The sequence below is a fragment of the Rhodospirillaceae bacterium genome (assembly GCA_028819475.1).
Taxonomy (GTDB): Bacteria; Pseudomonadota; Alphaproteobacteria; order Bin65; family Bin65; genus Bin65.
Genome location: JAPPLJ010000041.1, coordinates 81,954 through 107,697, shown reverse-complemented (window position 1 = coordinate 107,697; position 25,744 = coordinate 81,954). Strand labels below are relative to the sequence as shown.

Here is a 25,744-nt window from a genome sequence, read left to right as displayed (position 1 = left end):
CCCCCCCCCCCCCCCCCCCCCCCCCCCCCCCCCCCCCCCGCGGGGGGGGGGGGGCGGGCCCCCCCCCCCCCTCGTCTGCCGCTGCGCCGCCGTCCGATCCCAGCACTGCGCCAGGGTCCGCGGACCCCTCCCCCTGACCCCCTCCCCCAAGGGGAGGGGGGATGCCCTGCTTTCACGGTCGGATCCCGCTCTAAATTTTTCGCAGCGCGGTCCCGCGGGACTGTGCGGGCCGGATTGAACGACCTGGCGATGGACGGTGCGGGAAAACTGCTCGGCCTCGGGGTCGGGCCCGGCGATCCGGAATTGCTGACGATCAAGGCGGCCCGCCTGCTGCGCGGCGCGCAGGTCGTCGCCTGGTTCGCGAAGTCCGGCAAGACGGGCCATGCCCGGCGTATCGCCGACGGCTATCTTGCCCCGGATGCCAAGGAACTGCGCTTCACCTACCCCTACACGACCGAAATTCCGAAGCGCTCGGCAGCCTACAGGGACGCGATGGCGGCGTTCTACGACGAAGCGGCGGAACGGATCTCCGCGGCGCTGGACGATGGACGCGATGTTGCGCTGCTGTGCGAGGGCGACCCGCTGTTTTACGGTTCCTTTATGTATGTGCACGACCGGCTGGCGGCGCGGTACGAGACCGAGATCGTGCCCGGCGTGACTGCGATGGCCGCCTGCTGGAGCCGGGCCGGCCTGCCGATGACACGCGGCGACGATTGCCTTTCGGTGCTCGCCGGCACCCTGGACGAGGATACGCTTGCCGCGCGCCTGAAGTCGGCTGACGCGGCGGTCGTCATGAAGGTCGGCCGGCATTTCGGGAAAGTCCGGCGGGCGCTGGACCGGGCCGGGCTGAGCGAGCGCGCGATCTATGTAGAAAACGGGTCGACGCCCGACGAACGCATCGTCCGGCTCTCCGACATGCCGACCGACGACGCGCCCTATTTCTCGCTGGTGCTGGTGCCGACCGGGCGGGCGACCTCGTGAGCGGGCATGTTTATGTGGTCGGGCTGGGGCCGGGCGACGCCTGCCATCGCACGCCGGCTGCGGGCGACGCGCTTGGGCAGGCGCGCCATCTGGTCGGCTACGGGCCATATCTGGCGCGCATCCCGGTGCGCGACGGCCAGATCGTCCACGCCTCGGACAATCGCGAGGAACTGGACCGCGCCCGCACGGCGCTGCGGCTTGCAGCCGAGGGGGAGACGGTCGCCATCGTCTCGTCGGGCGACGCCGGCGTCTTCGCCATGGCGGCGACCCTGTTTGAGGCGGTCGAGTTGCAGGGCGGCGCCGACTGCGAAATATCGGTCGTGCCCGGCGTCACGGCGATGACCGCGGCGGCGGCCCGGGCCGGCGCGCCGCTCGGCCACGACTTCTGCGCGATCTCGCTGTCCGACAATCTGAAACCCTGGGAGACGATCCTGCACCGGGTTCGCGCCGCCGCCGCGGCGGATTTCGTGATGGCCTTCTACAACCCGGTCTCGAAGGCGCGGCCCTGGCAGCTCGGCAACGTGCTGGACCTGCTGCGCGAAGTGCGCGCGCCCGATACGCTGGTGATTTTCGCGACGGCGGTCAGCCGCCCGGACGAGGAAATCGTCGTCACGACACTCGCCGAGGCGGCGCCGGAAATAGCCGACATGCGCACCCTGGTGATCGTCGGATCGAGCGCGACGCGGAGCGTTCCGCGGGCCGGGGAGGGCGCCTGGGTCTACACGCCGCGCCGGGCCGGGGCGCCGCCTTCGCGATGACGCGCGACCAGCCATTCCCAGGCCTCGTCGACCGTCGGGACGGCCGGCCCGGCTGCCGGCGGGCGTTCGATCATGACGACGGGCAGGCCCAGCCCGCGCGCTGCGGCCAGCTTGGCGGCGGTCGCCGTGCCGCCGGAATTCTTGGTGACGAGGGTCTCGATGCCGTGTTCGCGCAGCAAACGCTCTTCGTCTTCCAGCGCGAACGGGCCGCGTGCCGAGATGAACGTGGCATTGACCGGCAGGTCGTCCGGCGGCGGCGGATCGACGCTGCGGACGACGTAGCGGTGCTGCGGCGCGCGCCGGAACGGTGCCAGGTCCTTGCGGCCGACCGTGAGGAACACGGTTCGCGGGGCCGGTCCCAGCGCGGCGGCGGCGGACGCCATGTCCGGCACCCGGATCCAGCGGTCGCCCGTCTGTTCCCGCCAGGCCGGCCGGAGCAGGGCGATGGCGGGCACGGACGCCGCCGCCGCGGCGGCCGCGGCGTTGGCCGACATCGCGGCGGCAAAGGGATGGGTGGCGTCGATCAGCGCACCGATGTTCCGATCGCGAAGGTAGCGGGCGAGCCCGTCTGCGCCGCCGAAGCCGCCTGTGCGCGTTTGGAGCGGCGACGCTTTGGGCGACCGGGTGACGCCGGCGAGCGAGAGGGTGCCGTCGAACCGGCTGTCATCCGCAATGCGCTGCGCCAGGGCGCTTGCCTCGGCGGTGCCGCCGAGCAGAAGGATGGTCAGCCGTGACACCGTCCAGGTCTCCCGCGCCCGCCGATACCCCCGGCGCCGGAACCGCTGCGGCCCGGCGATGGCTGTCGATTATCGGAGTCGGCGAGGACGGTGTCGAGGGATTGGGCCCGGCGGCCCGGGAGGCGGTCGCCGAAGCCTCGGTCGTTTACGGCGGCCGGCGTCATCTGCGCCTGGTCGAAAGCCTGATCCGCGGACGGGCGGCGCCGTGGCCGAGTCCGATTCGCGACGCCATCCCGGAGATCGAAGCACTGAAAGGCAGCCCGGTTGCGGTCCTGGCGTCGGGCGATCCGTTCCACTACGGCATCGGCTCGGTGCTGGCAGAGTGCATAGCCGCGGACGAAATGGCGGTTTTTCCGGCGCCGTCGTCCGTCGCCCTCGCAGCGGGCCGGCTGGGCTGGGCGGTGCAGGATGCCGAAATCGTCTCGCTGTGCGGCCCGCCGCCGGAGACGCTGCTGCCGCACCTGCAACCGGGCCGGCGGGTTTTCGTCCTGTCCGCCGACAATACGACGCCGCAGGCCGTCGCGCGATTGCTGACCGGGCGCGGTTTCGGCGCCAGCCGCATGACTGTGCTGGAGGCGCTGGGCGGGCCTGACGAAAGGGTCCGGGAATGCCGCGCCGACGCCTTCGACCTGACTGACGTCGCGCGGCTCAACCTGATGGCGATCGCCGTCGAGGCGGCGCCGGACGCGCGGATCGTTCCGGCCGGCGCGAGCCTCGCCGACTCCCTGTTCGAGACCGACGGCATGCTGACCAAGCGCGAAATCCGCGCGGTCACGTTGTCGAGTCTCGCGCCCCGGGTCGGCGAACTGCTCTGGGACATCGGGACAGGCTCGGGCTCGGTCGCCATCGAATGGCTGCTGGCCCATCCGGCAAACCGCGCCGTCGGAATCGAGCGGCGCGCGGACCGGGCGGCGCTCGCCCGGAAAAATGCCGCGGCGCTCGGCGTGCCGCGTCTTGAAATCGTCGTCGGCGCGGCGCCGGGCGCGCTCAGCGGCCTGCCGGCACCGGATGCGATCTTCGTCGGCGGCGGCCTCTCCGACGCGAGCGTGCTTGAGGCGGCTTGGCGCGCGCTGCCCCGCGGCGGCCGGCTGGTGGCCAACAGCGTTACGCTGGACAGCGACCAGGTTCTCGGCGCTTTCGTAAAGGAGAATGACGCTGCGCTGACCCGGTTGTCGGTCGAGCGGCTCGACCGGATCGGCGGCCTTCAGGGCTTTCGTCCGGCGATGACCGTCACCCAGCTGCGGGCGGTGAAGCCGTGATCGCCGTCGGAATCGGATGCCGGCGAAACAGCCCGGCGGCGCGGGTCGGCGCTGCGGTCGAAGAGGCGCTGGCGCAGACCGGGCTGGCGCTTGGGACGGTCGACGCGCTGGCCGTACCGGCATTCAAGGCGGACGAGCCCGGCATCGTTCGGGCGGCTGAGGAGCTGGGTCTGCCGGTAAAGCTGGTCCACCGTTCGGAACTCGATGCCGTCCAGCCCTTGTGCGCCACCCTCTCGCAGGCGGCCGAGGAAGCAACCGGTCTGGCAGCTGTTTCGGAAGCCGCGGCGCTCGCCGCCGCCGGGCGCAATGCGCGCCTGCTGCTGCCCCGGATCGCGCGCGACGGCGTGACCTGTGCGGTCGCACGCGGAGACGGCGCGCAATCCTCCGCTGGATGATCCGGACTTCAGGCCGATTGCGGGAACGGCGCGGCGTCCGGCGCCGGTCCGGCTACTGGCCTGCCGATAACGCCGCGATGCGGGCGTGGGCCCGGATGGCGCGGGCCGTGGTCGGATAGACGGCGATACCGTTCTTGAGCAGGCGCGGCCGGGCATTCCGCAGGATATCGTCCTGGACCCTGTCGCCCGCGGTGCGCAGGACGGCCGAAAGCGCGATGCCGGCCGTGTCCGCGCGCAGCAGCGACCGGACGATGGCTTCCATTTCGGCTTCTCCCTCCGCCACGGCGTCGGAAAACTCGAAAATGGAGTTCATCTCCACATAGGCGATGATCGAATCCACGGCCGCGTCGGCGGCCAGCAGTTCGACGATCTCGTGGAAGATGAAGATGCCGTCGCTCTTCAGGCCCCACACGGGGATATCGACGGGGTTGTCGACGCTGGTCCCCGGGACGCCGAATTTCCCGAGGCGTTGCCGCGTCTCGTCGCCGAACGCGGCGAAGGTCATGCCGTTGGCATCGGCGACATCGGCCGAGACGACGCTGACGCCGCCGCCGGACCCGAACAGCGCCAGCCGCCGGCCGCCGAGGGTGCCGAAAGCGGCGTGGGCCAGCAGGACGTCCAGAAGCTCTTCCATGCTGTCGACCACGACCGCGCCGGCCTGGCGGGCCGCCGCCAGCCAGAGGTTGCCGTCGGCAGCGAGCGCGCCCGTGTGGCTGGTCGCGGCGCGCATCCCGGCGGCCGAGCGGCCGCCCTTGAAGAGCACCAGCGGTTTCCCGATCTCGCGGGCGAGGCGGAAGAAGCGCCCGGTGTCGAGGTCCGTCTCCAGATACATGGCGAGGATGTCGGTGTCCGGGTCCTCGGCGGCGTAGAGCAGATAGTCGGTCGGCGTCACGTCCGCGCAGTTGCCGCAGGACAGGGATTTGCCCAGCGGCAGGCCCAGAACTTTCGCGCGGTGGATCATGTCCCAGGCATAGGTGCCGCTCTGGGAGATGAAGGTGATCCCGCCCGCGCTTTCCGGCGCGTGGCGCGGCGTGCTCATGGTGATCTTCGCCGCCCCACAATACGCGCCGATGGTGTTGGGTCCAACAATGCGCATGCCCGTGGACGCGGCCACATCCCCGATGGCGGCCTCGAGTTTCGCGCCTTCGTCGTCCCATTCGGCGAAACCCGCCGTCAGAATCTGCGCAACCCTGACGCCCTTTGTGGCGCACCGGCGAAGCGCCTCCGGAACGCCCCTGGCGCCGATCGCGACAATCGCGCGGTCGACCGGTTCGGGCAGGGCGTCGATGCCGGGATAGGCCTTGACGCCATAGATGGTCTCCGCCGCCGGATGGACGGGATAGAGTTTCCCCGCGTAGCCGAAGTCGACCAGGTTCTGGACGATCCGGAAGCCCAGCTTGCCCGGCGTCGCCGACGCCCCGACGATGACGATGCCTTCAGGGTAAAAGACCGGGCGCAGGGCGTCGTGAACCTCCCGTTGCAGGGTCTTGCGCGCCGCTGGATCGAGGTAGCCGAACGCCGACGGTTCGGCGGCGTCTTCGTCGGACAACGCAATGTAGGCGTCGACGGCGATGGCCCCGGTTTCGGAAAGGATGACCGGATTGATGTCCAGCTCGGCGATGTTCTCCCTGAAAAGCAGGCCCTCCGATCCGCCGACGGCCGACAGGATTGCCATCAGCGCGTCGGCGCCCCCGGGGTAGGCCGCCGCCTGCGCCAGATAGCGGAGATCCGCATCGCCGAGCGGCGCCAGCCGGAACGCCACGTTCGCCGCTTCCTCGACGCCCGTCCCGCCGACGCCGCACATGACCACGGGACCGAACACCGGGTCCCGGACAGCGCCGACGACGGCCTCGTGACCGGGCGCGGCCATCGGCTCGACAACGACTCCCTCGACCGTTTCGGCACAGGCCGCCGCGGTGAGGTCTCCGAACACCGCTTCGGCATCCGTTGCTTCGACGTTGAGTCGAACCCCGCCGGCCGCGGCCTTGTGGACGATGCCGGACGCCGCGATCTTGATGGCGACGGGGCCGCCGGCCGCGCGGGCCAGGGCCGCAGCCTCTTCGGCGGTCCGCGCCAGGCGGGCATCTGTCGCCGGAATACCGTAGCGGTGCAGCAGTTCCTTGGCCCGGTGTTCGAGCAGGACGGTCATCCGGCGCGAAACCCTATGCGACCCGGTAGCGCTCGATGACGTCGGGGTCCGGCTCGAGGCCGAGTCCGGGCCCCCGCGGCACCTTCAGCCGCCCGTCTACGGGCAGGGTCGCGCCGCCGTAGAGTTCGGCTTCGAAATCGCAATAGAGCCGTTCCAGCATGGGCGTCGAGCGGTGGGCGGCGTTGAGATGCAGGGTCGCCACCTGGCCGGGGCCGAACAGCGCGCAGTGGGGGACGTATTCGATGCTGGCGGCGTCGCAGAATGCGGCGATCTTCACCAGTTCCGTCACGCCGCCGGTCTTGGCCACGTCGGGCTGGGCGATGTCGATCGCACCGGCGTCGGCCATGGCCACGAAGTCGTACAGGCTGCCGGCGTTCTCGCCGGCCGCGATGCGGTGGCGGCCGGTCGCCCGCACCCGGGCCAGGCCGCGGTAGTTCTCCGGCGGCCATACCGGCTCTTCCAGCCAATAGAGGCCGAGCGGCGCCAGTTCGGCGTCGTGGCGGAGCGCCTCCTCGACCGACCACGGGCAGTTGGTGTCGAGCATGACCACGGCGTCGTCGCCGGCCGCTTCGCAGGCCGCTGCGATCTCCGGCATCGTTATCTCGTGCAGCTTGATATACCGGTAGCCCCGCTCGACGGCCTGACGGGTGATGCGCACGACGTCGGCCACGTTGCCGTAACGCAGGAGGCTGGCATAGACCTCCAGCTCGCCGGCAAACGGCCCGCCCAGGAGGTTGACCAGCGGCTCGCCGCAGGCCTTGCCGCGAATGTCCCAGAGCGCCGTATCCACGGCCGAGATGCCGTAGACGATGGGCCCGACGCGGCCGAAATTCTGCAGCTCGAACTCCAGATCGAACTTGATCCGGGCGATCTCCGCCGCCTCGCGGCCCAAGACCAGCGGCAGCACGCGGGTATCGATCAGGCTCTTCAGGGCCGTGTCCTCGTTGCGCGAGAAGGCCTCGCCCCAGCCGACCAGGCCGGTGTCCGTCTCCAGGCGCACGAAAAGCGTGTCGAAGGCGCACTTCGGGTCGCCGCCGAAGCTCCACGGCGGTATGCCGCCGGCCTCGAAGGGAACGGAAACCAGGATCGTCTCTGCCGCGATAATCTTCATGGAGCGATCTTCATTGGGCGATCTTCATGCTTGCGGCACCTCGTGATTGAGCACCGTCACCCGGTGCATCAGCCGGTGCCGCGGGTGATAGTCGGCGACCGCGTAATGGACCGTGACCCGGTTGTCCCAGACGACCAGGGTCCCGGGTTCCCATCGATACCGGATCTGGTATTCCGGCGTGCGGATGTGCTCGAACAGATAGTCGAGCAGGCTGGCGCTTTCGCGTTCGTCCAGGCCCTCGATGTTGCGGGTGAAGGATTCGTTGACGAACAGCGCGCGGCGCCCGGTCTCGGGGATAGTCCGGACAACCGGATGGCGCACCGGCGGATGCTCCTGCCTCGCCGCCTCCATGTATTCGAACCGCTCGCCCTCCCAGAGATGCCGTTTGAACGGCCGCTCATAGAGCTTCATGAAGTCGTGGGTCGCCATCCGGCCGTCCAGATGCGCCTTCATGGGTTCGGTCAGGGCCTCGTAGGCGGCGTACATGTTCACCCAGATGGTGTCGCCGCCGACATCCGGGATGGACCGGGCGTGCAGGATGGACAGGAAATCCGGTTCGGCGGCGAAGGAATAGTCGGAGTGCCAGTTGTTGACGGTCGGCGGCCGCTCTGCGTCGTTTTCCAGCACCGAGACGCAGGGATTGTCGGCGTGAACCCTGAACATGGAATCCGGGACCTTCGGCACATCGCCGAACTGGCGTGCGAAGGCGGCCTGCTGGTCCGGCGTGATATCCTGGCCCGGGAAGAACACCACGAGATGGTCGAAGATGGCGCTCCGGATCTCGGCCGCAACCGCAGCGTCCGGTTCCCGGCCGAGATCGACGCCCGTTATCTCGGCGCCGATCACCGGGTTGATCGGCCTGACGGAGATGTGCCGGTAGGTTTTCGCTTCGGCGACGGCCGCCATGACATGATCTCCCTGAACGGTTTTTCCCGGGTCAGTCGATGCCGCCCGACCGGCATGCGCTCGCAGGATTGTTCCAAATCCGGATTCGGTTCCGACTGAACGGGCACTCGAAGCTACCATATATCGGGCGGCGGTCAGGGGTCAGAGTCAACTTTCCGGGTCTCCGGCGTGCCGAGCGTCGGACCCGGGAGACCAACCGCTTCCGGCGTACGGGACCGAAAGCGGCCCCGGCGCCCGAGGCTCGGCCGCTACTCTCCATGCCGGTGTCTCCGGCACCGCTCCGGCTTGACCGGTTTTCGGTTAGTTGTATACAATATATTTTCCTGGCGAGAAATCATCGGGCGCCCCGTTTCGCCGAATTCCGCGGACTTTTCCTGTATGTGCAGGTACAAGATGTTACGCTTGCGCTCCGAGCGAAGCGCCGGGAACCTGAAAAGAGGGAGGGATTAACCATGTTGAAACGGACTGTATGGGCCATTTCGACCGTGCTGGCGATGGGCCTGCTCCTCGGCGGTCAAGCCAAGGCACAAACCTACAAACTCTACGTCAACCTGCCGCTGAGCGGGCCCTGGTCGTCTTTCGGCGAGGGCATGTTCAACTCGTTCAAGCTGGCCATCGACCAGGGCAACGCCTCCGGCGTCATGGGCAAGGTCAAGCTTGAGGTCGTGCGCGGCGACAATGCCGGCGACAGCGCCCAGGCGGCGAGCCTGGCGACCAAGGCGGGGGCAGATTCCAGGGTCATCGGCGCTTTCTGCTGCTGGAGCAGCGGCCTGGCGCTGGCGACTCACGCCATCTACAACCGCTACGGCCTGCCCACGATACTCGGCGGGTCCAACGACCACCGCTCGACGCGGCCGTTCCACAAGAGCATGGTGATCTTCCGGAATTCGCCCTACGACCTGATCAACATGAAGATGCTGGCGACCTACGCCACCAACTACGCCAAGCTGAAACGCATCTTCACGATCGACGACAACACGGCGTTCTCCGTGACCCAGGTCAACGAGTTCACCAACGCAGCCGTTAAGCTGCACGGCAAGGGCCGCATCATCGGCCGCGAGAGCGTGCAGCTGGGCGAGAAGGACTTCACGCCGCTCATCACCAAGCTGAAGGGCATGAATCCGGACGCCGTCTTCTATGCCGGCCACATGGTGGAGGCGGCGCTGTTCCGCCAGCAGATGCTGAAGCTCGGCCTCAACGTGCCGATGATGAGCTCCGGCGGCGTGTTCTCCAACACCTATATCAAGGTCGCCGGCAAGGCGTCCGAGGGGACGCTCGCCAGCTTCTGGGGTCTGCCGCTGGACCATTATCCGGAAGGGCGCGGCACGGCCTTCGAGAAGGCCTACGCGGCAGCCAAGTTCCAGGACCCGTACGAGTCCTTCGGGCCGATGGCCCACGCGGCCGGGCAGGTCTACGTCCAGGCCGTCGCGCGCCTCGCCAAGGCCGGCAAGGTCACCCGCAAGGCGCTTCTGGCGGAGCTGAACCAGGGCCAGTACAAGACCAGCATCGGGGACTTCGGCTTCGACAAGCACGGCATGCTCGATATCCTGCATATCGGCATCTTCCGGGTCGAGAACGCCAAGTGGAAGCTGCTCTACCGGACGGACCGGGCGGCCACGAAGTTCCAGAAGATCGCGGATTGACCCGTCTGCCGGGAAACCGGCACCGGGCTTTCCAGCAGCACAGACTGTCCGGCCGGCCGCCGGGGGAGGGTATGGCGCCCTCTCCCGGCGCCCGGATCACATCGGCGGCGGCCGGGTCCGGCCCGGGCGCCCGCCGACTCGCGAAAGCATAACCCCGGCCCGTGTTCGAAATCTGGATCCAGCAGCTGATTAACGGCCTCACCATCGGGGGGATGTACACCCTGGTGGCGGTCGGCTTCACGCTGTTCTTCGGCGTCCTGCGGCTGATCAACTTCGCTCACGGCGAGGTCTTCATGCTGGGCGGGTTCACCGGACTTGTCGTCGCTTGGCTGGCCGAGGACCTGGGTCTCCAGAGCGGGCTGTTGATCATCTTCCTGATGTTCGTCGTGTCCATGGCGGTTTGCGCCGTCATCGGCGCGCTCATGGAGCGCTTCGCCTACCGCCCCGTGCGTGGCATGCCGGTACTGATCATGCTGGTGACGTCGCTCGCCGTGGGCATCGTGGTCCGCGAGGCGGTCAAGGAGTTCTTCCCCGAAGGGGCCAATCCCCACGCCTTCTATTCGCCCTTCAAATACGACAGCATCAAGCTCGGCGAGGTGGTCCTGGACTACACGCAGCTCGGGCTGATCATCGCTTCCGTCGCCCTCGTTTACGGAATTTACCTGCTGGTCTCCAAGACCTGGGTCGGCCGCGCCATGCGCGCGACGTCGGAGGATCTCGATGCAGCCCGGATGATGGGAATCAATGTCGATATCGTCATCCGCAATACTTTTTTCCTGGGCTCCGCGCTGGGCGGCGTAGCCGGGGTCATGAACGGCCTCTACTATCTTTCCATCCGCTTCGACATGGGCTGGGTGATGGCGATCAAGGGCTTTACCGCCGCGGTCGTCGGCGGCCTCGGCAACATCTACGGCGCCATGTACGGCGGCTACATCGTCGCCGCGGTCGAAGTCCTTGTGGTCGCGCTGATCCCGGAAGGCTCGCGCTACAAGGACGTGTTCGTGTTCCTGCTCCTGATCGTGGTCCTGGTGTTCCGCCCCTCGGGCCTCCTGCGGACGCCGGAAAAGAAAGCGGGTTGAGGCAGAGGAGCCGGCGACGTGCCCGAAGTCGATTTCATAGAAACCCAGGTGGCGCGCGAGGACACCCGGTCCCTGGCCGAAAAGGTCAGGGACCGGCTGGCCCTGGGCGGCTGCCAGGCGGCGTTGTTCGCCGCTTTCATGGTCGGGCTGGCGCTGGAGGACACCATCCTCGTGACCGGCTTCCTGCTGCTCATCGTCGCCGGCGCGATCGGCTGGGGCCGCCTGCCCGGGCTCAACCGGTGGGCCGGGGAACGCATCACGAAAGACAAACGCTTCTCCCAGCTGGTCCTGGTCGGGCTTCTCGTCGCTTTCCCCTTCTTCTTTCTCGACAACCCGTATCTCATCCACCTGGGCGCGCTCGCCGCCATCTTCGCCATCATGGCCCTGGGACTCAACATCACGCTCGGGTTCTGCGGGCTCCTGGATGTGGGGTTCGCCGTCTACTTCGCCGCCGGCGCCTATATGAGTTCGCAGCTCGCGGTGATCTTCGACGTGAGCTTCTGGATCGGGCTGCCGCTGGGCGGGCTCACGGCCGCCTTTTTCGGATTCCTGGTCGCCTGGCCCGCGCTCCGGGTGAGCGACCACTATCTTGCGCTGGTGACGCTCGGCTACGGGCTGATCATGAACCTCCTGCACCGCAATTTCACCTTCCTGACCCACGGGACGGACGGGGTCATCAATATTCCGCCGCCCTCGATCCTCGGGTGGGATTTCGTCACGCCGATCACGATCGGCGAGCTGGAGCTGCCGTTCCAGATGAACTTCTACTTCCTGGCCCTGATCATCGTGGCGCTGACCATCTTCGTCAGCATCCGGCTGCGCGATTCCAATCTCGGACGGCAGTGGGAGGCCATCCGCGAGGACGAGGTGGCGGCCAGGTGCTTCGGCGTCAACGTCACCCGGCTCAAGATCATCGCCTTTTCCACCGGCGCCTTTTTCGGCGGCATCGGCGGCGCCGTCTTCGCCCACATGATCGGGTTCGTGCATCCGGACAACTTCGTCCTGCTGACGTCGATCATGATCCTCGCCATGGTCATCATCGGCGGCATGGGCAACATCGCCGGCGTCGTGGTCGGCGCCGTCGCGCTCACCCTGATCCCCGAACGCCTGCGCGAGTTCGAGGACCTGCGCATGCTGCTGTTCGGCGGCGCCCTGGTGCTGATCATGATCTACCGGCCCCAGGGCCTGTTCCCCAACTCGCGTCGGCGCCGGGAACTGCAGGCCGAGAAGATCAATACCCTCATCGCCGAGTCCGGACGCGACGACGCCGAAGCCGCGGGCCTGCCGGACGAAGTGAAGGCCTGAAGCGGCGGCGAGAAACGCCATGGCTGCAGACGACACCGGCGCGACCATCCTCGCCAGCCAGGCGCTGACCAAGAATTTCGGCGGCGTGCTGGCGGTCAACGACCTCAGCCTGGAGGTCCGCGAAGGCGAGATCACCGCCATCATCGGGCCCAACGGGTCCGGCAAGACGACCTTCTTCAACCTCGTCATGCACCTCTACGACGCCACCTCGGGACAGATCCTGTTCGGCGGCGAGCGCCGCAATCTTCTCGATCTGCCGACCCACAAGATCAACGCGCAGGGCCTGGCCCGGACTTTCCAGACGCTGCGCCTGTTCCCCAACCTGACGGTGCTGGAAAACGTGCTGGTCGCCATGAGTTCCCACGTCAACGCGGGGTTCCTCCCGGCGCTCCTGAAACCCAAATGGCTGCGCCGGCAGGACAGGGGCGCCGAGGAAGCGGCGCTGGAGACGCTTTCCCTGTTCGGCGCGCGCCTCATCAGCATGTGCAACGAGCCGGCGTCGTCGCTTTCCTACGCCAACCGCCGGCGCCTGGAGATCGCCCGCTGCGTCGCCTCGCGGCCGCGGCTGATCCTGCTGGATGAGCCGGTTGCCGGCATGAACCCGACCGAGACAAGGGGCGTCATCGAGGATATCCAGCGCATCCACGAGAAGGGCCACACGGTGCTCCTCATCGAGCATGACATGGCGCTGGTGGAAGGCGTGGCGCACCGGGTCTTCGCGTTCGACCACGGCACCAAGATCGCCGAGGGCTCCTTCCGCGAGGTCTCCACCCACCCGGCCGTAATCGAGGCTTATCTCGGAAAAAGGGCTGCGAGGCACTAGGCCGTCAGCTGTCCTCGAACCGGGGCCGGCGTTTTTCAAGAAAGGCGCGGACGCCCTCTTCGGCATCGGCATGGCCGGCGAGGGCAGGGCCGGTTTCCCATTCCCAGGCTTCGCCCGCTGCGACGCCCTTCCGGAGCGAAACGTCGACCCCTCTCTTGATCGCCCGCGCTACGGCGGGCGAATTTGCCGCGATGTCCGCGGCGAGGGCCAGCGCGGCCGGCAGCGCCTCGCCCTCCGGCACCAGCCGGTTGACGAAGCCGAGGCCATGCGCCTCCCCAGCCGTCATGGGCTGCGCGGTCAGGGCCATCTCCAGCGCCCGGGCATGGGGCATGACATGGAGCAGCCGGCTCAACTGGCCGCCGATCGGCAGCAGCCCGATGCGGGCGCCGGGGACGCAGAACGCGGCGTTCCGGCTCGCCACCCGGAGATCGCAGGAGAGCGCCAGAATGAAGCCGCCGGCATAGGCCGCGCCGTTGACGGCGGCGATCACCGGCTTGGCCATGTTCGCGGGATGGACGAAGGCGCGGTTGGCGTCCGCGCCGACGGCGGCCTCGCTTGCACCAAGAACCTCCGTCAGGTCGTGGCCGCTCGAGAATGCCTTGCGGCCGGCCCCGGTGACGACGACGCAACGGACCGCGGCGGTCGCGTCGGCCTCCCGGAACAGCCGCAACAGGTCGTCGGCCATCGAGCCCGAGAAGGCGTTGCGCTTGGCCTCGTTGTCGAGCGTAAGGACCCTGACGGCGCCGATGTCTTCACCGACGACCCGGGCACAGGGGCGAACCATGGCGCCTCAGCCGGCGTGCTTGTTCATAAAGTCTTCCATCAGGGTCTGCAGCCGGATCGGCATCTCCTGCATCGGGCAGTGGCCGCAGTCCATCATCACCAGCTCGATATTCTTGTGCCACTTGAGGAAGGTGTTGCGCATGTCGTCTTCCAGGAAATTCGGCTGGTCGTAGCGGCAGCCGATGACCAGGAAGGGCACGTCGTGGGCCCCCGCTTCGTCGGAGAAATCGTGCAGGGTCCACATGTCGAGATAGCCCCGCGCCGCCTCGGGCGTGCGGGTCTCGCGGGCCAGGCGCAGCTTGACGTCCTGCCATTGGCGGGAGAGCTGCCCGCCGGTGATGCGGTCGGCGAGTTCCCGCGCCTTGTCGTCGTTCGTGATGACGTCGACGAAGAACTGGCGCTCCTCGTCGCTCATCTTGATGCCGGCCGCCGATACCGGGCCGATGGCGACCACGCTCTTGATGCGCTCCGGCGCGTCGATGGCGAGGCGCTCGACCACCATGCCGGTCATGGAGAACCCGACGAGGTGGAATTTCTCCAAGCCCAGGTGATCGGCCAGCGCGAGGGTATCGGCTGCCCCCTCCACCTCGTTGTATTCGCCGGTCTGGTCCAGGGATTCGCCGTAGCCCCGCAGGTCCGTCAGGATGTAGGTGAAGCGCTCCGTATCCAGATAGGGAAGCGTCGGGTCCCAGCTCTCCGCGCTGGCCAGCCAGTCGTTGTACAGGAACGCCTTCTCGGGGCCGTTACCGTGAATGCGATGTCCGAGTACCATGTTTCCCTCCCTCGTTCGCGCCCGGCCGGGAAGCGGGCGTCACCGGCAGAATGCGCAATCTACTTCAGAAATGCGGGTTACGCTTCCGAATAGCGCAGTTGCACCCTAGCCGGATAGCTCCACATCGGCCCCTTCGTCCGCCGGGTAGTTCAGTTCGATCAGGACTCCGTTCGGGTCGTGGACGAAGACCTGGTGCAGGCCGACGTCCGGCACCTTGCGGTGGCGCGCTGGGACGCCGTGTTTTTCCAGCGTCTCGACCATAGCCCGCAGGCCGGTCGCCTCGAAGGCGATATGATCGATCGGGCCCGTGGCGCTGTCCCCGGAACCGTCGCGGATATGGTCGACCTTGTCGAGATAGTCCCGGTGGTCGGCCAGATGGACCACCGCGCGGCCGCCCAGATAGATCCAGTGGCCGCGAAAATCGAAGGGCGGCCGGAAGCCCTCTTCGAGGCCCAGGACGTCGACATAGAATGTCCGGGTTGCCTCAAGGTCTTTGGCGGCCACGAGAAAATGGTTGAGGTTTTCCAGGGGCAAGGTCGGTTCCTCCACATCGATTGCGATTTGGACGGGAATTAACGTATCGCACGCTAGAAATCGAGCGCGGCCCGGACGCGTTCGCTCGCTTCGTTGACCCGCCGGACGGCGGCGGGAACGTCGATCGTCAGAACCTCGCCGTCCCGGACGATCGTCCGCCCGTCGACGATGACGCGATCGACATCGCCCCCCGTGGCGGCCAGGACGAGGAACTTGAACGGATCGTAGACCGGCGTGGCTTTCGGCGTGTCGGTGCGGACCAGGACGATATCGGCCTTGCAGCCGGGCGCGAGGCGGCCGAGGTCGGGCCGGCCCAGCGCGTCCGCGCCGCCCACGGTCGCCATGTGGAAAACGTCCTCCGACGCCGCAACCTCGGCCGTCTTCTCGACGATCTTGCAGACCACCGACGCAATCCGCATGTCGTTGAACATGTCGAACGGATAGGTGTCCGTCCCGAGGCACTGGCGGATGCCCAGTTCCCGGTATTTGTGGATCGAATCGATGACGCCGCCGCGCCGGGCCTTGACCCAGGGCAGATGGCAGATCGTCGTTTGCGAGTCGCGCAGGGCGGCGGTTTCGTGCGCGCCCATGCTCATGACGTCGCCGTCGCCGCTCATGATCTGGCCGTGCCCGACGATGAGGTCCGGCCCCAGCAGGCCGGTATCCATCATCAGCTCGACCGTCGTCCTGTTCTCGGTTTCCCGGACGCGGGCAAATTCGTTGGGGGACTGTCCGGCATGGAGCTGGATCGGGACTCCGAGTTCGTCGGCGTAGCGCCGGGTCTCTTTGAGGAGCTGTGCCTCGCAGGTATCGATCTGGCCCGGTGCGAGCATGGTGCGGAGGCGGTCGTCGTATCGGCCGTTCCATGTGCGGCAGAACGCGACGCAGTCCTCGAACCGCTTCTGCGCCCTTGCCCCGTATTCCCTGTAGAAGACGCCCCCCTTGTCGTCGTCGCCGTAGTAGCGGCTGCGATAGCGGGGACCGGAGTAGCAGCGTAGGCCGGACCGGCCCGCACCGTCCGCCACGCGCTCCGTAATCGAGATGTCTCCGTCGCCGCCGATCTCGAAATCGTATCCGAGTTCGACGACGGTCGTCGAACCGGTGAGGGCGAGTTCCGCGAACGCGCACTCGGCGGCCGCGACCTGGGCTTCGGCATCCGTCGCCGCGCGCACGCTGGGCAGGGCCTTGTAGAGCGCGAAAAAATTCGTGGGCGTTCCGTCGGCCGACGAACTGCCGATCTCCTCCAGGTAGCCCTTGGTGTAGGGCGTGTCGGTGACGTGCAGGTGGCTGTTGACCAGTCCGGGGATCACCAGGCGCCCGGTCGCATCAATTTCGCGGTCGGCTGCCGCCCCGTCGTCCGGACCGGCGGAGACGATCCGGTCGTCTTCGAAAGCGACCGCGCCGTTTTCGACTGCGCGATGCCTTTCGCCTGTCCAGGCGATGACCGTCCCGTTCCGGATTACAGTTCGCATACCGGGTTACCTGTCCGGACAGACGGGGCGCCGATACCGGTTCTCCAGAACCGGTTCCGACGCCCAGTTAGCCAAACCGGCGCGGGCGAACGGCGGGTCTCAGGGAATATCGCCCCGACAGCCCGCCGACCATTATAATTCGGGGCCGCCGCGCCTGCTCAGAAATGATCAAGTATCCCCGGTTACAGAAATTCGTGTCAACGGCGCCCTCGGGCCGGTTCCCCGACGCGCTCCGGGATGATCCCGTACTTGTGCCGGTACGGGGCGGGACATTATGGTCCCGGAAAGCGAGGCGGCCCCCGGAGGGAGGACCCATGCAGCAAAGCGCGACCGCCGCGGAGGTGGAAATCGAGGCCGCAGAGCCGCTGCTGAAGCTCGAGGACGTGGTCACCTATTACGGGTCGATCAGAATTCTCAAGGAAGTCAATCTGGAGGTCTATCCGGGCGAGGTGGTGTCGCTGCTGGGCGGCAATGCGTCGGGCAAGACGACCACCATGAAGACCATTCTCGGCCTGGTGAAACCCGTTTCCGGTTCCGTCTGGTTCGGCGGCAGGCGCATCGACGGCCTGTCCACGGGCGAGGTGATCGCCATGGGCCTGGCGCCGGTGCCCGAGGCCAGGCGCCTGTTCCCGACCATGACGGTGCGCGAAAACCTGCTCATGGGCGCCTATGTCCACCGCCGCGAGAAGAACAACAGGGCCCAGGAAGACATGGACCGGGTGCTGGAGCTGTTTCCGGCCATCCGGGAACGGCTGGGGCAGACCGGCGGCACGCTTTCCGGCGGCGAGCAGCAGATGGTCGCCGTCGCCCGCGCGCTCATGGCGCGCCCGAAGATGATCCTCATGGACGAGCCGTCCATGGGCCTGGCGCCGGCCCTGGTCGAGAAGGTCTACGACGTCATCGCCGGGATCGGGGCTGCCGGCACGACCATGTTCATCGTCGAGCAGAACGCCACCATGGCGCTGTCCGTGGCCGACCGGGGATATGTTCTTCAGAACGGCCAGATCGTCATCAGCGACACGGCGGAGAACATCCTGAGGAGCGAGAAGATCCGCAAGGCCTATCTGGGCGAGGCCTGAGGCGCACCCGACCGGCATGATAGCCGAGCCGGCGAGGGCGCCGTTCCGGAGGTCCTGACGTGCCAGAACGCGCCGCGCCGTCCCTGTTGTTTTCTCCCCTGAAGCTCCGCGAGGTCGAGTTTCCCAACCGCGTCGTCATATCGCCCATGTGCCAGTATTCGGCCGGCGGCGGCCTGGCCAACGACTGGCATTTTCAGCACTTGGGCGGGTTCGCCGGCGCCGGGCTGGTCTTTACGGAAGCCACGGCTGTCGAGGCCCGCGGCCGCATCACGCATGGCGACCTCGGCGTCTGGTCGGACGATCACGCGGAAGCGCTGCGGCGCATCGCAAGTTACCTGAAAGATAGGGGAGTGGTCCCCGGCATCCAGCTTGCCCATGCCGGGCGCAAGGCGAGTTCGCGGCGTCCCTGGGACGGCGGCGCGCCGCTCGACGGCAGCGACGCCGACGCCGGCGAGCCGCCCTGGGAGACCGTGGCGCCGAGCGCCGTTCCCTTGTCCGACGCGGCCAGGCCGCCCCGCGCGCTGGACGCCGGTGAAATTGCCGCCCTCGTCGACGCTTGGGGCGAGGCCGCGCAGCGGGCGCAGGAGGCCGGGTTCGACATCGTCGAAATCCACGCCGCCCACGGCTACCTGCTGCACCAGTTCCTGTCCGCTGTCTCGAACCGGCGCAACGACGCCTGGGGCGGCACGCTCGAGGGCCGCATGCGGTTTCCCTTGCAGGTGGCGGAGCGGGTGCGCCTCGTGTGGCCGCAGGAAAAGCCGGTCTTCCTGCGCCTCTCGGCCAGTGACGAAGGGGATCCCAGCTGGACGATGGACGAGGTCGTCGTCTTTGTCGGCGAACTGCAGAAGCTCGGCATCGATGTCATCGACTGCTCGTCCGGCGGCATCGGAGCCCAGGGATTCGCCATCCGCGGGCGGCGGGTGGCGGGCTTCCAGGTCGGCCTGGCAGAGCAAATTCGCCGGCGTACCGGACTCTGCACGATGGGCGTCGGCCTGATCACCGAAGCCCGGCAGGCCGAGGACATTCTCCAGCGCGGGCAGTGCGACCTCGTCGCGATCGGCCGCGAGGCGCTGCTCGATCCCTATTGGGCGCTTCACGCAGCCCGCGAACTCGGGGCGGATCCGGATTTCCGGTTCTGGCCGAAGCCTTACGGCTGGTGGCTTGACTACCGGGCCCGGACCGTCGGGCTTGGCCCGGACGAACAGAGCCGGTAGGCGATCGCAGGCCGGGCATGTCGAAGATACTGGAGGCCGTCGCCCGGCACGCAACAACGCTGTTGTTTTTCTGCATCTTCGTGGGGCTGATCTTTCCAAGCCTGCCGCCGCTGTTCAGTCCCTATCTCGGTGTTTTCGTCTGGCTGCTGCTGTTCCTGTCCATGGTGCAGGACGACTGGGCCGGCACGGTCCGGTTCGTCAAACGGCCGGGCCTCGTTATCGGTGTCGGATTCTGGCTGCTGCTGATTTCGCCCGGACTTGCCTGGCTCCTCGGGACGGGCCTGTCGCTCGACGGCGCCCTGCTGGCAGCGGCGGTTCTGTGGACCGCATCGCCGCCGCTCATGGGCTCGCCGGCCCTCGCACGGTTCGTCGGGCTCGATGCACCGCTCAGCCTCGGCGTGCTGTTGTCGATGACGGCGGCGGCGCCCTTCGTGATGCCTTTCGTCGTCCTGGTGTTGCTTGGCCTCGATCTCAACGTGGGGGTCGGCGAGATGCTGCTGCGCCTGGCCGCCTTCGTCGGCAGCGCGTTTCTGGCGGCGCTGTTGTTCCGGCGCGTCCTGGGCGCCGACGGCCGGCGCCGCTTCGCGCCCGGGTTCGAGGCCGGGTTGCTGGCCGCGTTGATTCTGTTCGCGCTCGGGATTGTCGATGGCCTCGCCGCCCGGTTCGCGGACGATCCTGGACATGTGCTCCGGATACTGGCCTTCGTCATCGGATTGACGGCCCTTCTCTTCGTAACGGGAGGCCTCGCCTTCCTGTTTCTCGGACGCCGGTTTGCGCTGACCGTGGGGCTGTCCAGCGGCCTGCGCAACATGGCGATCCTGCTGGGCGCCGTGCCGTCGGCCGTCAATGCGGAAACCCTGCTGTTCCTCGCGGTGGCGCAATTCCCGATTTACATGGCACCGGCCATGCTGAAACCCCTGGCCCGGCGTTTTGCGGACGGCGGGGACAGGCCGATTCCGGACAAATAATTCCGGCACTGCTTCCCGGGTCGGATCGCGCCACAATTGGGCGGCAATTGGTATCTCTGAAAAATTACAGTTATTTCTGCTTTTACTGTATTAACGAAATAATAAACAAGAACAAAGGTATAGACCGATTCGGTGAGCAGCGGCGACGTATTTGGCCATACCCCCGGCGTGACCGTGCTCAGGCCATCTCGCTCGGCAGATAATTGCCGCCGACCACTCGGGTCATGCGGCGGAACAGGCGGTCGATCACGATGCCGAGGACGCCGAGCACGGCGATCGCCACGATCACCGTGTCCATCCTGGAGAATTCGCGCGACGAGAAAATCAGGAATCCGAGGCCCGAGTTGGCGGCGAGGATCTCGGCCGAAATGATGGTCGCGAAGGCGCGGCCCATGCCCATGCGCATGCCCTGAATGGCGTAGGGCACCACCGAGGGCACGACAACGAACTGCAATACCTGCCAGCGGTTCGCGCCGAGGCTGCGCACGGCGTTGATCCGCACCTGGGAGATGTGCTTGACGCCGGCTTCGGTCGCCAGCGCGACGGAAAAGAAGGTGTTGTAGAAGATCAGGAAGACCTTCGAGGCTTCGCCGATGCCGAACCAGATGAGCGCAAAGACCACCATGGCGATGGCCGGGATGTAGCGGAAAAACTCGGTGATCGGCTCCATCATGCGCCGGAAAAACGGCGACAGGCCCATGGCAAAACCGATCGGGATCGCGATCGCGCTGCCGATCAGGAACCCGATCAACAGCCGCTGCAAGCTTGCCAGCGCGTGAAAGACCAGTTCGCCGCCGGCCAGCAGATCGATTCCCTCCTCCAGCGCCTGGCCGGGCGACGGCAGGATGGTCACGTCGTAGCGCAGCGACGCCAAGCCCCAGATCGCGATCAGGATGGCGGCGCCGGTGACCGGAAGGACGACGGCGCCCGGCCGCTCCATTTCGCTGGCCTGCCAGCTTGGCGCCAGAAGCAGGTCGAAGGCGCGGGTGACGGCCATGTCAGCCGACCCTGGCGTATTCGCCGCCGCAGCGGTCGATCAGGATGCGGAAGACGCGGTCGGTCGCAAAGCCAAGCAGGCCGAGCGCGACCAGCCCGACGAAGATATCGCCGGTCTGGAGGAAGACTCGCGCCTGCTGGAGCATGAAGCCGAGGCCGAAATCGGCCGCGATCATCTCGGCGGCAATGATGGTCGAGAAGGCGTTACCCATGGCGACCCGCATACCGGTGAGCGCATGGGGCAGCGTCGAGGGAAAGATGACCAGGCGAAAGACCTGACCCGTATTCGCACCGAGGCTTTCGGCGGCCCGGACCCGGTTGCGGGTGACGTGATAGACGCCGTCTTCGGTGTTGATCGTTACGATGAACACCGTCGCGAAGACGATCAGGAAGATGGTGGCGACGTCGCCGGTGCCGAACCACGAGACGGCGAGCACGATCATCGCGATCGGCGGGATGAAGCGGAAGAACTCGACGACGCTGTAGAGCATGCCCCGCGCCAGCGGCAGGCCGCCCATCAGGATGCCGACCAGCACGCCGAGCATACTGCCGAGCAGAAAGCCGGTCCAGATGCGCAGCAGACTGACCAGGACCTGGGCCCAGAGATCGCCCGTCGCCATTTTTACAAATGACTCGCCGACGGTCTCGAGGGGCGGAAAGAACAGCGGATTGATCATCCGCGAGCCCATCTCCCAGAGGCTCAGCAGCAGTACGACCGTCAACGTATAGGGCAGCACCCGATACAGCAGGATCCGCTTCATTCCGCGCGGCTCCTCTGGACTTCTTCGGCAAGGATCTCCTGAATTCTCCGGTAGATCTTCAGCAACTCCGGATCGGTGCGGTCGCGCGGGCGCGGCAGGTCGATCGGGAAGATCTCCCGGATCGACGAGCGCGGCCCGGCGTGCATGACGCCGACCCGGTCGCCCAGGATCAGCGCCTCGACCACGTCATGGGTGATGAAGAGCACGGTGCGCCGGCTCGAGCTCCAGATGCGGGTCAGCTCGTCCTGCATCTGGCCCCGGGTCTGGGCATCCAGGGCGGCGAACGGCTCGTCCATCAGCAGCATGTCCGGCTCGGTCGCCAGCACCCGCGCGATCTGGATGCGCTGCTTCATGCCGCCGGACAGTTCGCGCGGGTATTTGTGGCCGTGGCCGTCGAGGCCGACCAGCTTGAGCAGGCGTTCGGCGATTTCGCCCTGCTCGGCTTTTTCCAGGCCCTGTATCCTCGGCCCGAGCAGGACGTTGTCCCGCGCGGTCAGCCAGGGCATCAGGGAATCGTCGCCCTGGAAGACGACGCCGCGGTCGGCGCTCGGGCCGCGCACCGGCTGGCCGCGGTGCAGCGCCTGCCCCGAGGTCGGCATTTCGAAGCCCGCCAGCAGCGTGAGCGCCGTGGTCTTGCCACAGCCACTCGGGCCGAGCAGGCAGAAAAACTCCCGCTCGCGAATCGTGACTTCGAAATTCTCGAGGGCCGGCGGGCTGGGATCCTGTCCCCGCCCGCCGAATTGCTTCTTTACCCCGATGAACTCCGCCGCGTGCATACGCACCGACTGCTAGCAGTTCGGCAACGATTTCGCGGTGACGCGCTCCGGAGCGACCGCCTTCAAGATGCTCGAATCGAGCCCCGTCTTCCAGTCGGGCTGGCCCTTGACCTTGCCGAGACCCTTGAGGAAGTTCAGCGACTGGCACAGGTCGGCGGTCGTGACGTCCGAGAACTGGACCTTCAGGCTGATCGTCTTCGAGATCGCCTTGGTGACCTTCAGATCGATATTGAACGCCTTGCTGACGATCTTGGCCGATTCGTCCGGATTGGCATCGAGGTACTCGCTCGCCATGACCATCCCCTTCATGATGCCCAGCGCCGCATCTCGGTCCGCCAGCAGGCCGGCGCTGAAGGTGATCGGCGTGTCGTTGACGAAGCCGATATCCTTGTCCCGCGCCAGTATCTTGGCACCCTTGAGGACGCCGGCGGCCCGGCCGGCCCACGGAAACCAGATCGAGACCGCGTCGATCTCGCCCTTGCTGAACGCAATCAGCTGTTCCGAAGGCTGCAGCCAGAGGCGCTCGAACTTCTTCAGGCCGTTCTTGGCAGCGTATTTGTCGAACCACATGTGGGACGACGGGCTGCCCCGCGCGATGCCGACCTTGGCGCCCTCGAGGCCCTTGGCATCCATGATTCCCGGCCGTACGACGATGGCCGTGAAGCCGCTCTGGCTGTTCCGGGTCGAGCCGACGATCTTGAACTTCTTCGACCCTTGCGCCAGCGTGCTGACGGGCGCGAACGAACCAGAGTTCGCCATGTCGTTCTCGCCGGCGAGCATCCCACGGAAGCCGCGGGTCGCCGATGAGTATATCTTGACCGTAACGTTGAGGCCCTGCTTCTTGAAAAAGCCCATGGCGTCGGCAATGACCTGAAACGGCCCGGACGGATCGCTACCCGAAGAAATGGTCCAGTCCGTCTTCTTGGGCGCGGCATAGGCGCCCGATGCAATGGCGAGCACCACGAGGCCGGTAAACCAGCGAATTACAATAGACATTCCAATCCCTCCTCACAGCGTCCGTTCCCGGACGCTTCCCTACGTTCAAATTGGGGACGGTCTGTCCATCGCCCGTGGCCATTGGAGTGCAACAAATCCAATAGCGACACCCCAATGGCCGTATGGGATGGGAGCCGCCCTCTTTTTTGCACTGGGCGAAGCGTACCACGCGGCGTTGACCTGTCAACAAAGGCGCCGGACGGGCGGGAGCGGGCCGGTTCAACCGATGCGTTCGAGGCTCAGATTGTCGTGCTCGTCCCGGCGCATCCGCCAATCGGGGAACACGACGGTCGTGGCGCCCGCTTCCTCGACGATCGCCGGTCCCTCGGTCCAGGCGCCGATCGGAAGCCGGTATCGTTCGAAGACTCGCGTCGGCCGGAAACCGTCCCGGAACCAGACATCGCGTTCGTCCGTTCTGCCGTCCGTCTCTTCCCGCGCCTGCAGCCGTGGCCGCTGGACCGGCACGATGGCGGCCAGGCGCAGGTTGACGATCTCGATCGCCTCGTCCCGATTGCAATGGCCGTAGGCCCGTTCGTAGCTCGCGTTGAAGGCATCGGCGAGGCCGGCCGGGTCCGGTTTGCCGGCCACCGGGATGGCGAGCTCGTGCGCCTGGCCGACGTAGCGCATCTCGGCCACCCGTTCGACGATGATCCCGCCACGGGCGAAACCTTCCTCGGCGAATCGGTCGCGGCCGGTTTCCTCCAGCCGTGCAAAGGCACCTTCCGCGGATCCCATGCTTGCCGCTTCGTTCGGCAGGAGCACGGTCTCGCTCAGGTCGATACGCAGATCGGCGGAGACCAGGCCGAGCGCCGAAAGGTTCCCCGCGTGCGGCGGGACGATCACCCTGGGGATGGCCAGGGCTTCGGCGACCTGGGTGGCATGCATCGGACCCGCCCCGCCGAAGGCAACCAGCGCGCAGCGGCGCGGATCGTGGCCGCGGGCGACCGAGATTTCCCGGATCGAGGCAACCATCTTCGCGACGGCAATGCGGATGATGCCGTCGGCCATGCGCTCCCGGCTCTCGACGCCGATGCGGCGCGCCAGGGCGTCGAGTACCGGTACGACCTGTTCCGTCGAAGGTTCGATCCGGCCGCCGAGCTTACGGCCGAGGGTCAGGCGGCCGAGGACGAGATTGGCATCCGTGATCGTCGGTTCGGTTCCGCCTAGGCCGTAGCAGATCGGTCCCGGACGCGAGCCGGCGCTCCTCGGGCCGACATGAAGCTGGCCCTCTTCGCTGACCCAGGCGATGCTGCCGCCGCCGGCTCCGACCGTGCTGATGTCGATTTGGGTCGATTTTATCGGCATTCCGGCAATGACGCCGTCCTTTTTCACGGTCGGCGTCAGGTCGCGGATCATGCTGACATCTGTGCTTGTACCGCCCATGTCGCAAGTGATGAGGTCGCGCGCGCCCGCCGCCGCGGCCGACTGCACGGCAGCCACAACGCCTCCGGCCGGTCCGGATAGAACCGTGGTCACGGGGAAGAGGCGCGCCCGGTCCAGCGAAAGGACGCCGCCGCTCGAAGCCATGATGAAGAGAGCGCCCCGGATGCCCTCACCCCGCAGGACGCTTTCGAGCCTTGCCAGATAGTCTTCGAGCGCCGGGGCGATGTAGGCGTTCAGGACCGTAGTGCTCAGCCGCTCGTATTCGCGGTATTCGGGCACGACTTCATGGGACAGCGACACCGGGATCCCGGGCAGCTTCTCCCGGATCGCCGCACGCGTTTCCAGCTCGTGCCCCGGCGCTGCGTAGGCGTGGAGGTAGCACACCGCGACCGACTCGACGTTCTGATGTCGAAGATCTTCCAGAACGGCTGCGAGCGCGTCGTCGTCGAGAGGCCGGACGGTCTCGCCTGAGGCGCCGACCCGTTCTTCGACATCGAAACGCCGCGCCCGCGGGACCAGCGGCTCCGGCCGCTGGAAGGTCAGGTCGAACAGGGTGTTCGGCGCCATGCGCCGCGTCCGGCCGATGACCAGCAGGTCGCGGAAGCCCTGCGTAACCAGCAGGGCCGTCCGCGCACCCCGGCGCTCCAGGATGGCGTTGGTGCCGATGGTCGTGCCATGCACCAGGCGGTCGATTTCCCCAAAGGGAACGCCGACGTCCCGCAGGCCTTCCAGCAGGGCCCTGGTCTCGTCGCCGTAGCTCGTGAGCGATTTTGCGGCGCGCACGTCGCCGGTATCCAGATCGAGGGCGATGACGTCCGTGAAGGTCCCGCCGATGTCGATGCCGACCGCAATCGCCATGCGCTG

24 protein-coding genes are annotated in these 25,744 nt (G+C 67.1%); 11 read left to right on the top strand and 13 right to left on the bottom strand.

The window, feature by feature from the left end; all coding sequences use genetic code 11:
- Window positions 1–249 precede the first annotated feature (249 nt).
- Both OXM58_13110 and cobJ read left to right on the top strand, forming a co-directional pair.
- Window positions 250–981, top strand: a complete 732-nt coding sequence (locus OXM58_13110) for a precorrin-2 C(20)-methyltransferase (GenBank protein MDE0149303.1) — start codon at window positions 250–252, stop codon at window positions 979–981.
- Window positions 978–1,739, top strand: coding sequence for a precorrin-3B C(17)-methyltransferase (cobJ, locus tag OXM58_13105; GenBank protein MDE0149302.1), 762 nt, complete (start codon window positions 978–980; stop codon window positions 1,737–1,739). The genes OXM58_13110 and cobJ overlap by 4 nt, the downstream gene beginning before the upstream one ends.
- Here the strand turns inward: cobJ and OXM58_13100 are convergent.
- Window positions 1,700–2,467 carry a cobalt-precorrin-6A reductase gene (locus OXM58_13100; GenBank protein ID MDE0149301.1) on the bottom strand — a complete coding sequence of 256 codons (768 nt, stop codon included), beginning with the start codon at window positions 2,465–2,467 and terminating at the stop codon, window positions 1,700–1,702. The genes cobJ and OXM58_13100 overlap by 40 nt on opposite strands.
- Before the next feature lie 71 nt (window positions 2,468–2,538).
- Here OXM58_13100 and cbiE point away from each other — a divergent pair, with 71 nt between their 5' ends.
- Window positions 2,539–3,735: a precorrin-6y C5,15-methyltransferase (decarboxylating) subunit CbiE gene (cbiE, locus tag OXM58_13095; GenBank protein ID MDE0149300.1), complete on the top strand. Its 1,197-nt coding sequence runs from the start codon at window positions 2,539–2,541 to the stop codon at window positions 3,733–3,735.
- Window positions 3,732–4,130 carry a cobalamin biosynthesis protein gene (locus OXM58_13090; GenBank protein ID MDE0149299.1) on the top strand — a complete coding sequence of 133 codons (399 nt, stop codon included), beginning with the start codon at window positions 3,732–3,734 and terminating at the stop codon, window positions 4,128–4,130. Before cbiE ends, OXM58_13090 begins: the two co-directional genes overlap by 4 nt.
- 52 nt (window positions 4,131–4,182) lie before the next feature.
- Here the strand turns inward: OXM58_13090 and OXM58_13085 are convergent, their stop codons facing one another.
- The 3 genes from OXM58_13085 to OXM58_13075 are packed head-to-tail and all read right to left on the bottom strand — an operon-like array spanning window position 4,183 to window position 8,296.
- Window positions 4,183–6,279: an acetate--CoA ligase family protein gene (locus OXM58_13085; protein MDE0149298.1), complete on the bottom strand. Its 2,097-nt coding sequence runs from the start codon at window positions 6,277–6,279 to the stop codon at window positions 4,183–4,185.
- Window positions 6,280–6,292: 13 nt separating this feature from the next.
- On the bottom strand, window positions 6,293–7,390 hold the full coding sequence (locus OXM58_13080; GenBank protein ID MDE0149297.1) for a mandelate racemase/muconate lactonizing enzyme family protein: 1,098 nt from the start codon (window positions 7,388–7,390) through the stop codon (window positions 6,293–6,295).
- A 24-nt stretch (window positions 7,391–7,414) separates the two neighbouring features.
- The gene (locus tag OXM58_13075; GenBank protein ID MDE0149296.1) at window positions 7,415–8,296 is read right to left on the bottom strand and encodes a TauD/TfdA family dioxygenase; all 882 of its coding nucleotides are present in this window, start codon (window positions 8,294–8,296) and stop codon (window positions 7,415–7,417) included.
- Window positions 8,297–8,748: 452 nt separating this feature from the next.
- On the opposite strand from OXM58_13075, the gene OXM58_13070 reads away from it, so the two are divergent.
- From OXM58_13070 to OXM58_13055, 4 genes are all read left to right on the top strand, one after another.
- Complete coding sequence (locus OXM58_13070) at window positions 8,749–9,939, top strand: branched-chain amino acid ABC transporter substrate-binding protein (GenBank protein MDE0149295.1); 1,191 nt, start codon at window positions 8,749–8,751, stop codon at window positions 9,937–9,939.
- 161 nt (window positions 9,940–10,100) lie between these two features.
- Complete coding sequence (locus OXM58_13065; protein ID MDE0149294.1) at window positions 10,101–11,018, top strand: branched-chain amino acid ABC transporter permease; 918 nt, start codon at window positions 10,101–10,103, stop codon at window positions 11,016–11,018.
- 18 nt (window positions 11,019–11,036) lie between these two features.
- Window positions 11,037–12,323 (top strand): high-affinity branched-chain amino acid ABC transporter permease LivM, encoded by a 1,287-nt coding sequence (livM, locus tag OXM58_13060; GenBank protein ID MDE0149293.1) that lies wholly within the window; start codon window positions 11,037–11,039, stop codon window positions 12,321–12,323.
- A 19-nt stretch (window positions 12,324–12,342) separates the two neighbouring features.
- Window positions 12,343–13,146, top strand: coding sequence for an ABC transporter ATP-binding protein (locus OXM58_13055; protein ID MDE0149292.1), 804 nt, complete (start codon window positions 12,343–12,345; stop codon window positions 13,144–13,146).
- Window positions 13,147–13,150: 4 nt separating this feature from the next.
- Here the strand turns inward: OXM58_13055 and OXM58_13050 are convergent, their stop codons facing one another.
- From OXM58_13050 to OXM58_13035, 4 genes are all read right to left on the bottom strand, one after another.
- Window positions 13,151–13,930: an enoyl-CoA hydratase/isomerase family protein gene (locus tag OXM58_13050; protein ID MDE0149291.1), complete on the bottom strand. Its 780-nt coding sequence runs from the start codon at window positions 13,928–13,930 to the stop codon at window positions 13,151–13,153.
- A 6-nt stretch (window positions 13,931–13,936) separates the two neighbouring features.
- On the bottom strand, window positions 13,937–14,701 hold the full coding sequence (locus OXM58_13045; protein ID MDE0149290.1) for an alpha/beta hydrolase: 765 nt from the start codon (window positions 14,699–14,701) through the stop codon (window positions 13,937–13,939).
- A gap of 105 nt (window positions 14,702–14,806) precedes the next feature.
- The gene (locus tag OXM58_13040; GenBank protein MDE0149289.1) at window positions 14,807–15,235 is read right to left on the bottom strand and encodes a VOC family protein; all 429 of its coding nucleotides are present in this window, start codon (window positions 15,233–15,235) and stop codon (window positions 14,807–14,809) included.
- 53 nt (window positions 15,236–15,288) lie between these two features.
- The gene (locus OXM58_13035; protein MDE0149288.1) at window positions 15,289–16,707 is read right to left on the bottom strand and encodes an amidohydrolase family protein; all 1,419 of its coding nucleotides are present in this window, start codon (window positions 16,705–16,707) and stop codon (window positions 15,289–15,291) included.
- A gap of 314 nt (window positions 16,708–17,021) precedes the next feature.
- Here OXM58_13035 and OXM58_13030 point away from each other — a divergent pair, with 314 nt between their 5' ends.
- From OXM58_13030 to OXM58_13020, 3 genes are read left to right on the top strand one after another with little or no spacing between them, the layout of a single operon-like run.
- Window positions 17,022–17,786, top strand: a complete 765-nt coding sequence (locus OXM58_13030; protein MDE0149287.1) for an ABC transporter ATP-binding protein — start codon at window positions 17,022–17,024, stop codon at window positions 17,784–17,786.
- A gap of 59 nt (window positions 17,787–17,845) precedes the next feature.
- Window positions 17,846–19,000 carry an NADH:flavin oxidoreductase/NADH oxidase gene (locus tag OXM58_13025; GenBank protein ID MDE0149286.1) on the top strand — a complete coding sequence of 385 codons (1,155 nt, stop codon included), beginning with the start codon at window positions 17,846–17,848 and terminating at the stop codon, window positions 18,998–19,000.
- A gap of 17 nt (window positions 19,001–19,017) precedes the next feature.
- Entirely contained in the window at window positions 19,018–19,968 is a 951-nt protein-coding gene (locus OXM58_13020; GenBank protein ID MDE0149285.1) for a hypothetical protein, read from the top strand.
- A gap of 178 nt (window positions 19,969–20,146) precedes the next feature.
- On the opposite strand, the gene OXM58_13015 is transcribed toward OXM58_13020, so the two are convergent.
- From OXM58_13015 to OXM58_12995, 5 genes are all read right to left on the bottom strand, one after another.
- Window positions 20,147–20,965 carry an ABC transporter permease gene (locus OXM58_13015; protein ID MDE0149284.1) on the bottom strand — a complete coding sequence of 273 codons (819 nt, stop codon included), beginning with the start codon at window positions 20,963–20,965 and terminating at the stop codon, window positions 20,147–20,149.
- A gap of 1 nt (window position 20,966) precedes the next feature.
- Window positions 20,967–21,725 carry an ABC transporter permease gene (locus OXM58_13010; protein ID MDE0149283.1) on the bottom strand — a complete coding sequence of 253 codons (759 nt, stop codon included), beginning with the start codon at window positions 21,723–21,725 and terminating at the stop codon, window positions 20,967–20,969.
- Window positions 21,722–22,501, bottom strand: coding sequence for an ABC transporter ATP-binding protein (locus OXM58_13005; GenBank protein ID MDE0149282.1), 780 nt, complete (start codon window positions 22,499–22,501; stop codon window positions 21,722–21,724). The genes OXM58_13010 and OXM58_13005 overlap by 4 nt, the downstream gene beginning before the upstream one ends.
- 12 nt (window positions 22,502–22,513) lie before the next feature.
- On the bottom strand, window positions 22,514–23,497 hold the full coding sequence (locus OXM58_13000; GenBank protein ID MDE0149281.1) for an ABC transporter substrate-binding protein: 984 nt from the start codon (window positions 23,495–23,497) through the stop codon (window positions 22,514–22,516).
- Window positions 23,498–23,716: 219 nt separating this feature from the next.
- Complete coding sequence (locus OXM58_12995) at window positions 23,717–25,738, bottom strand: hydantoinase/oxoprolinase family protein (GenBank protein MDE0149280.1); 2,022 nt, start codon at window positions 25,736–25,738, stop codon at window positions 23,717–23,719.
- Window positions 25,739–25,744: the final 6 nt, after the last annotated feature.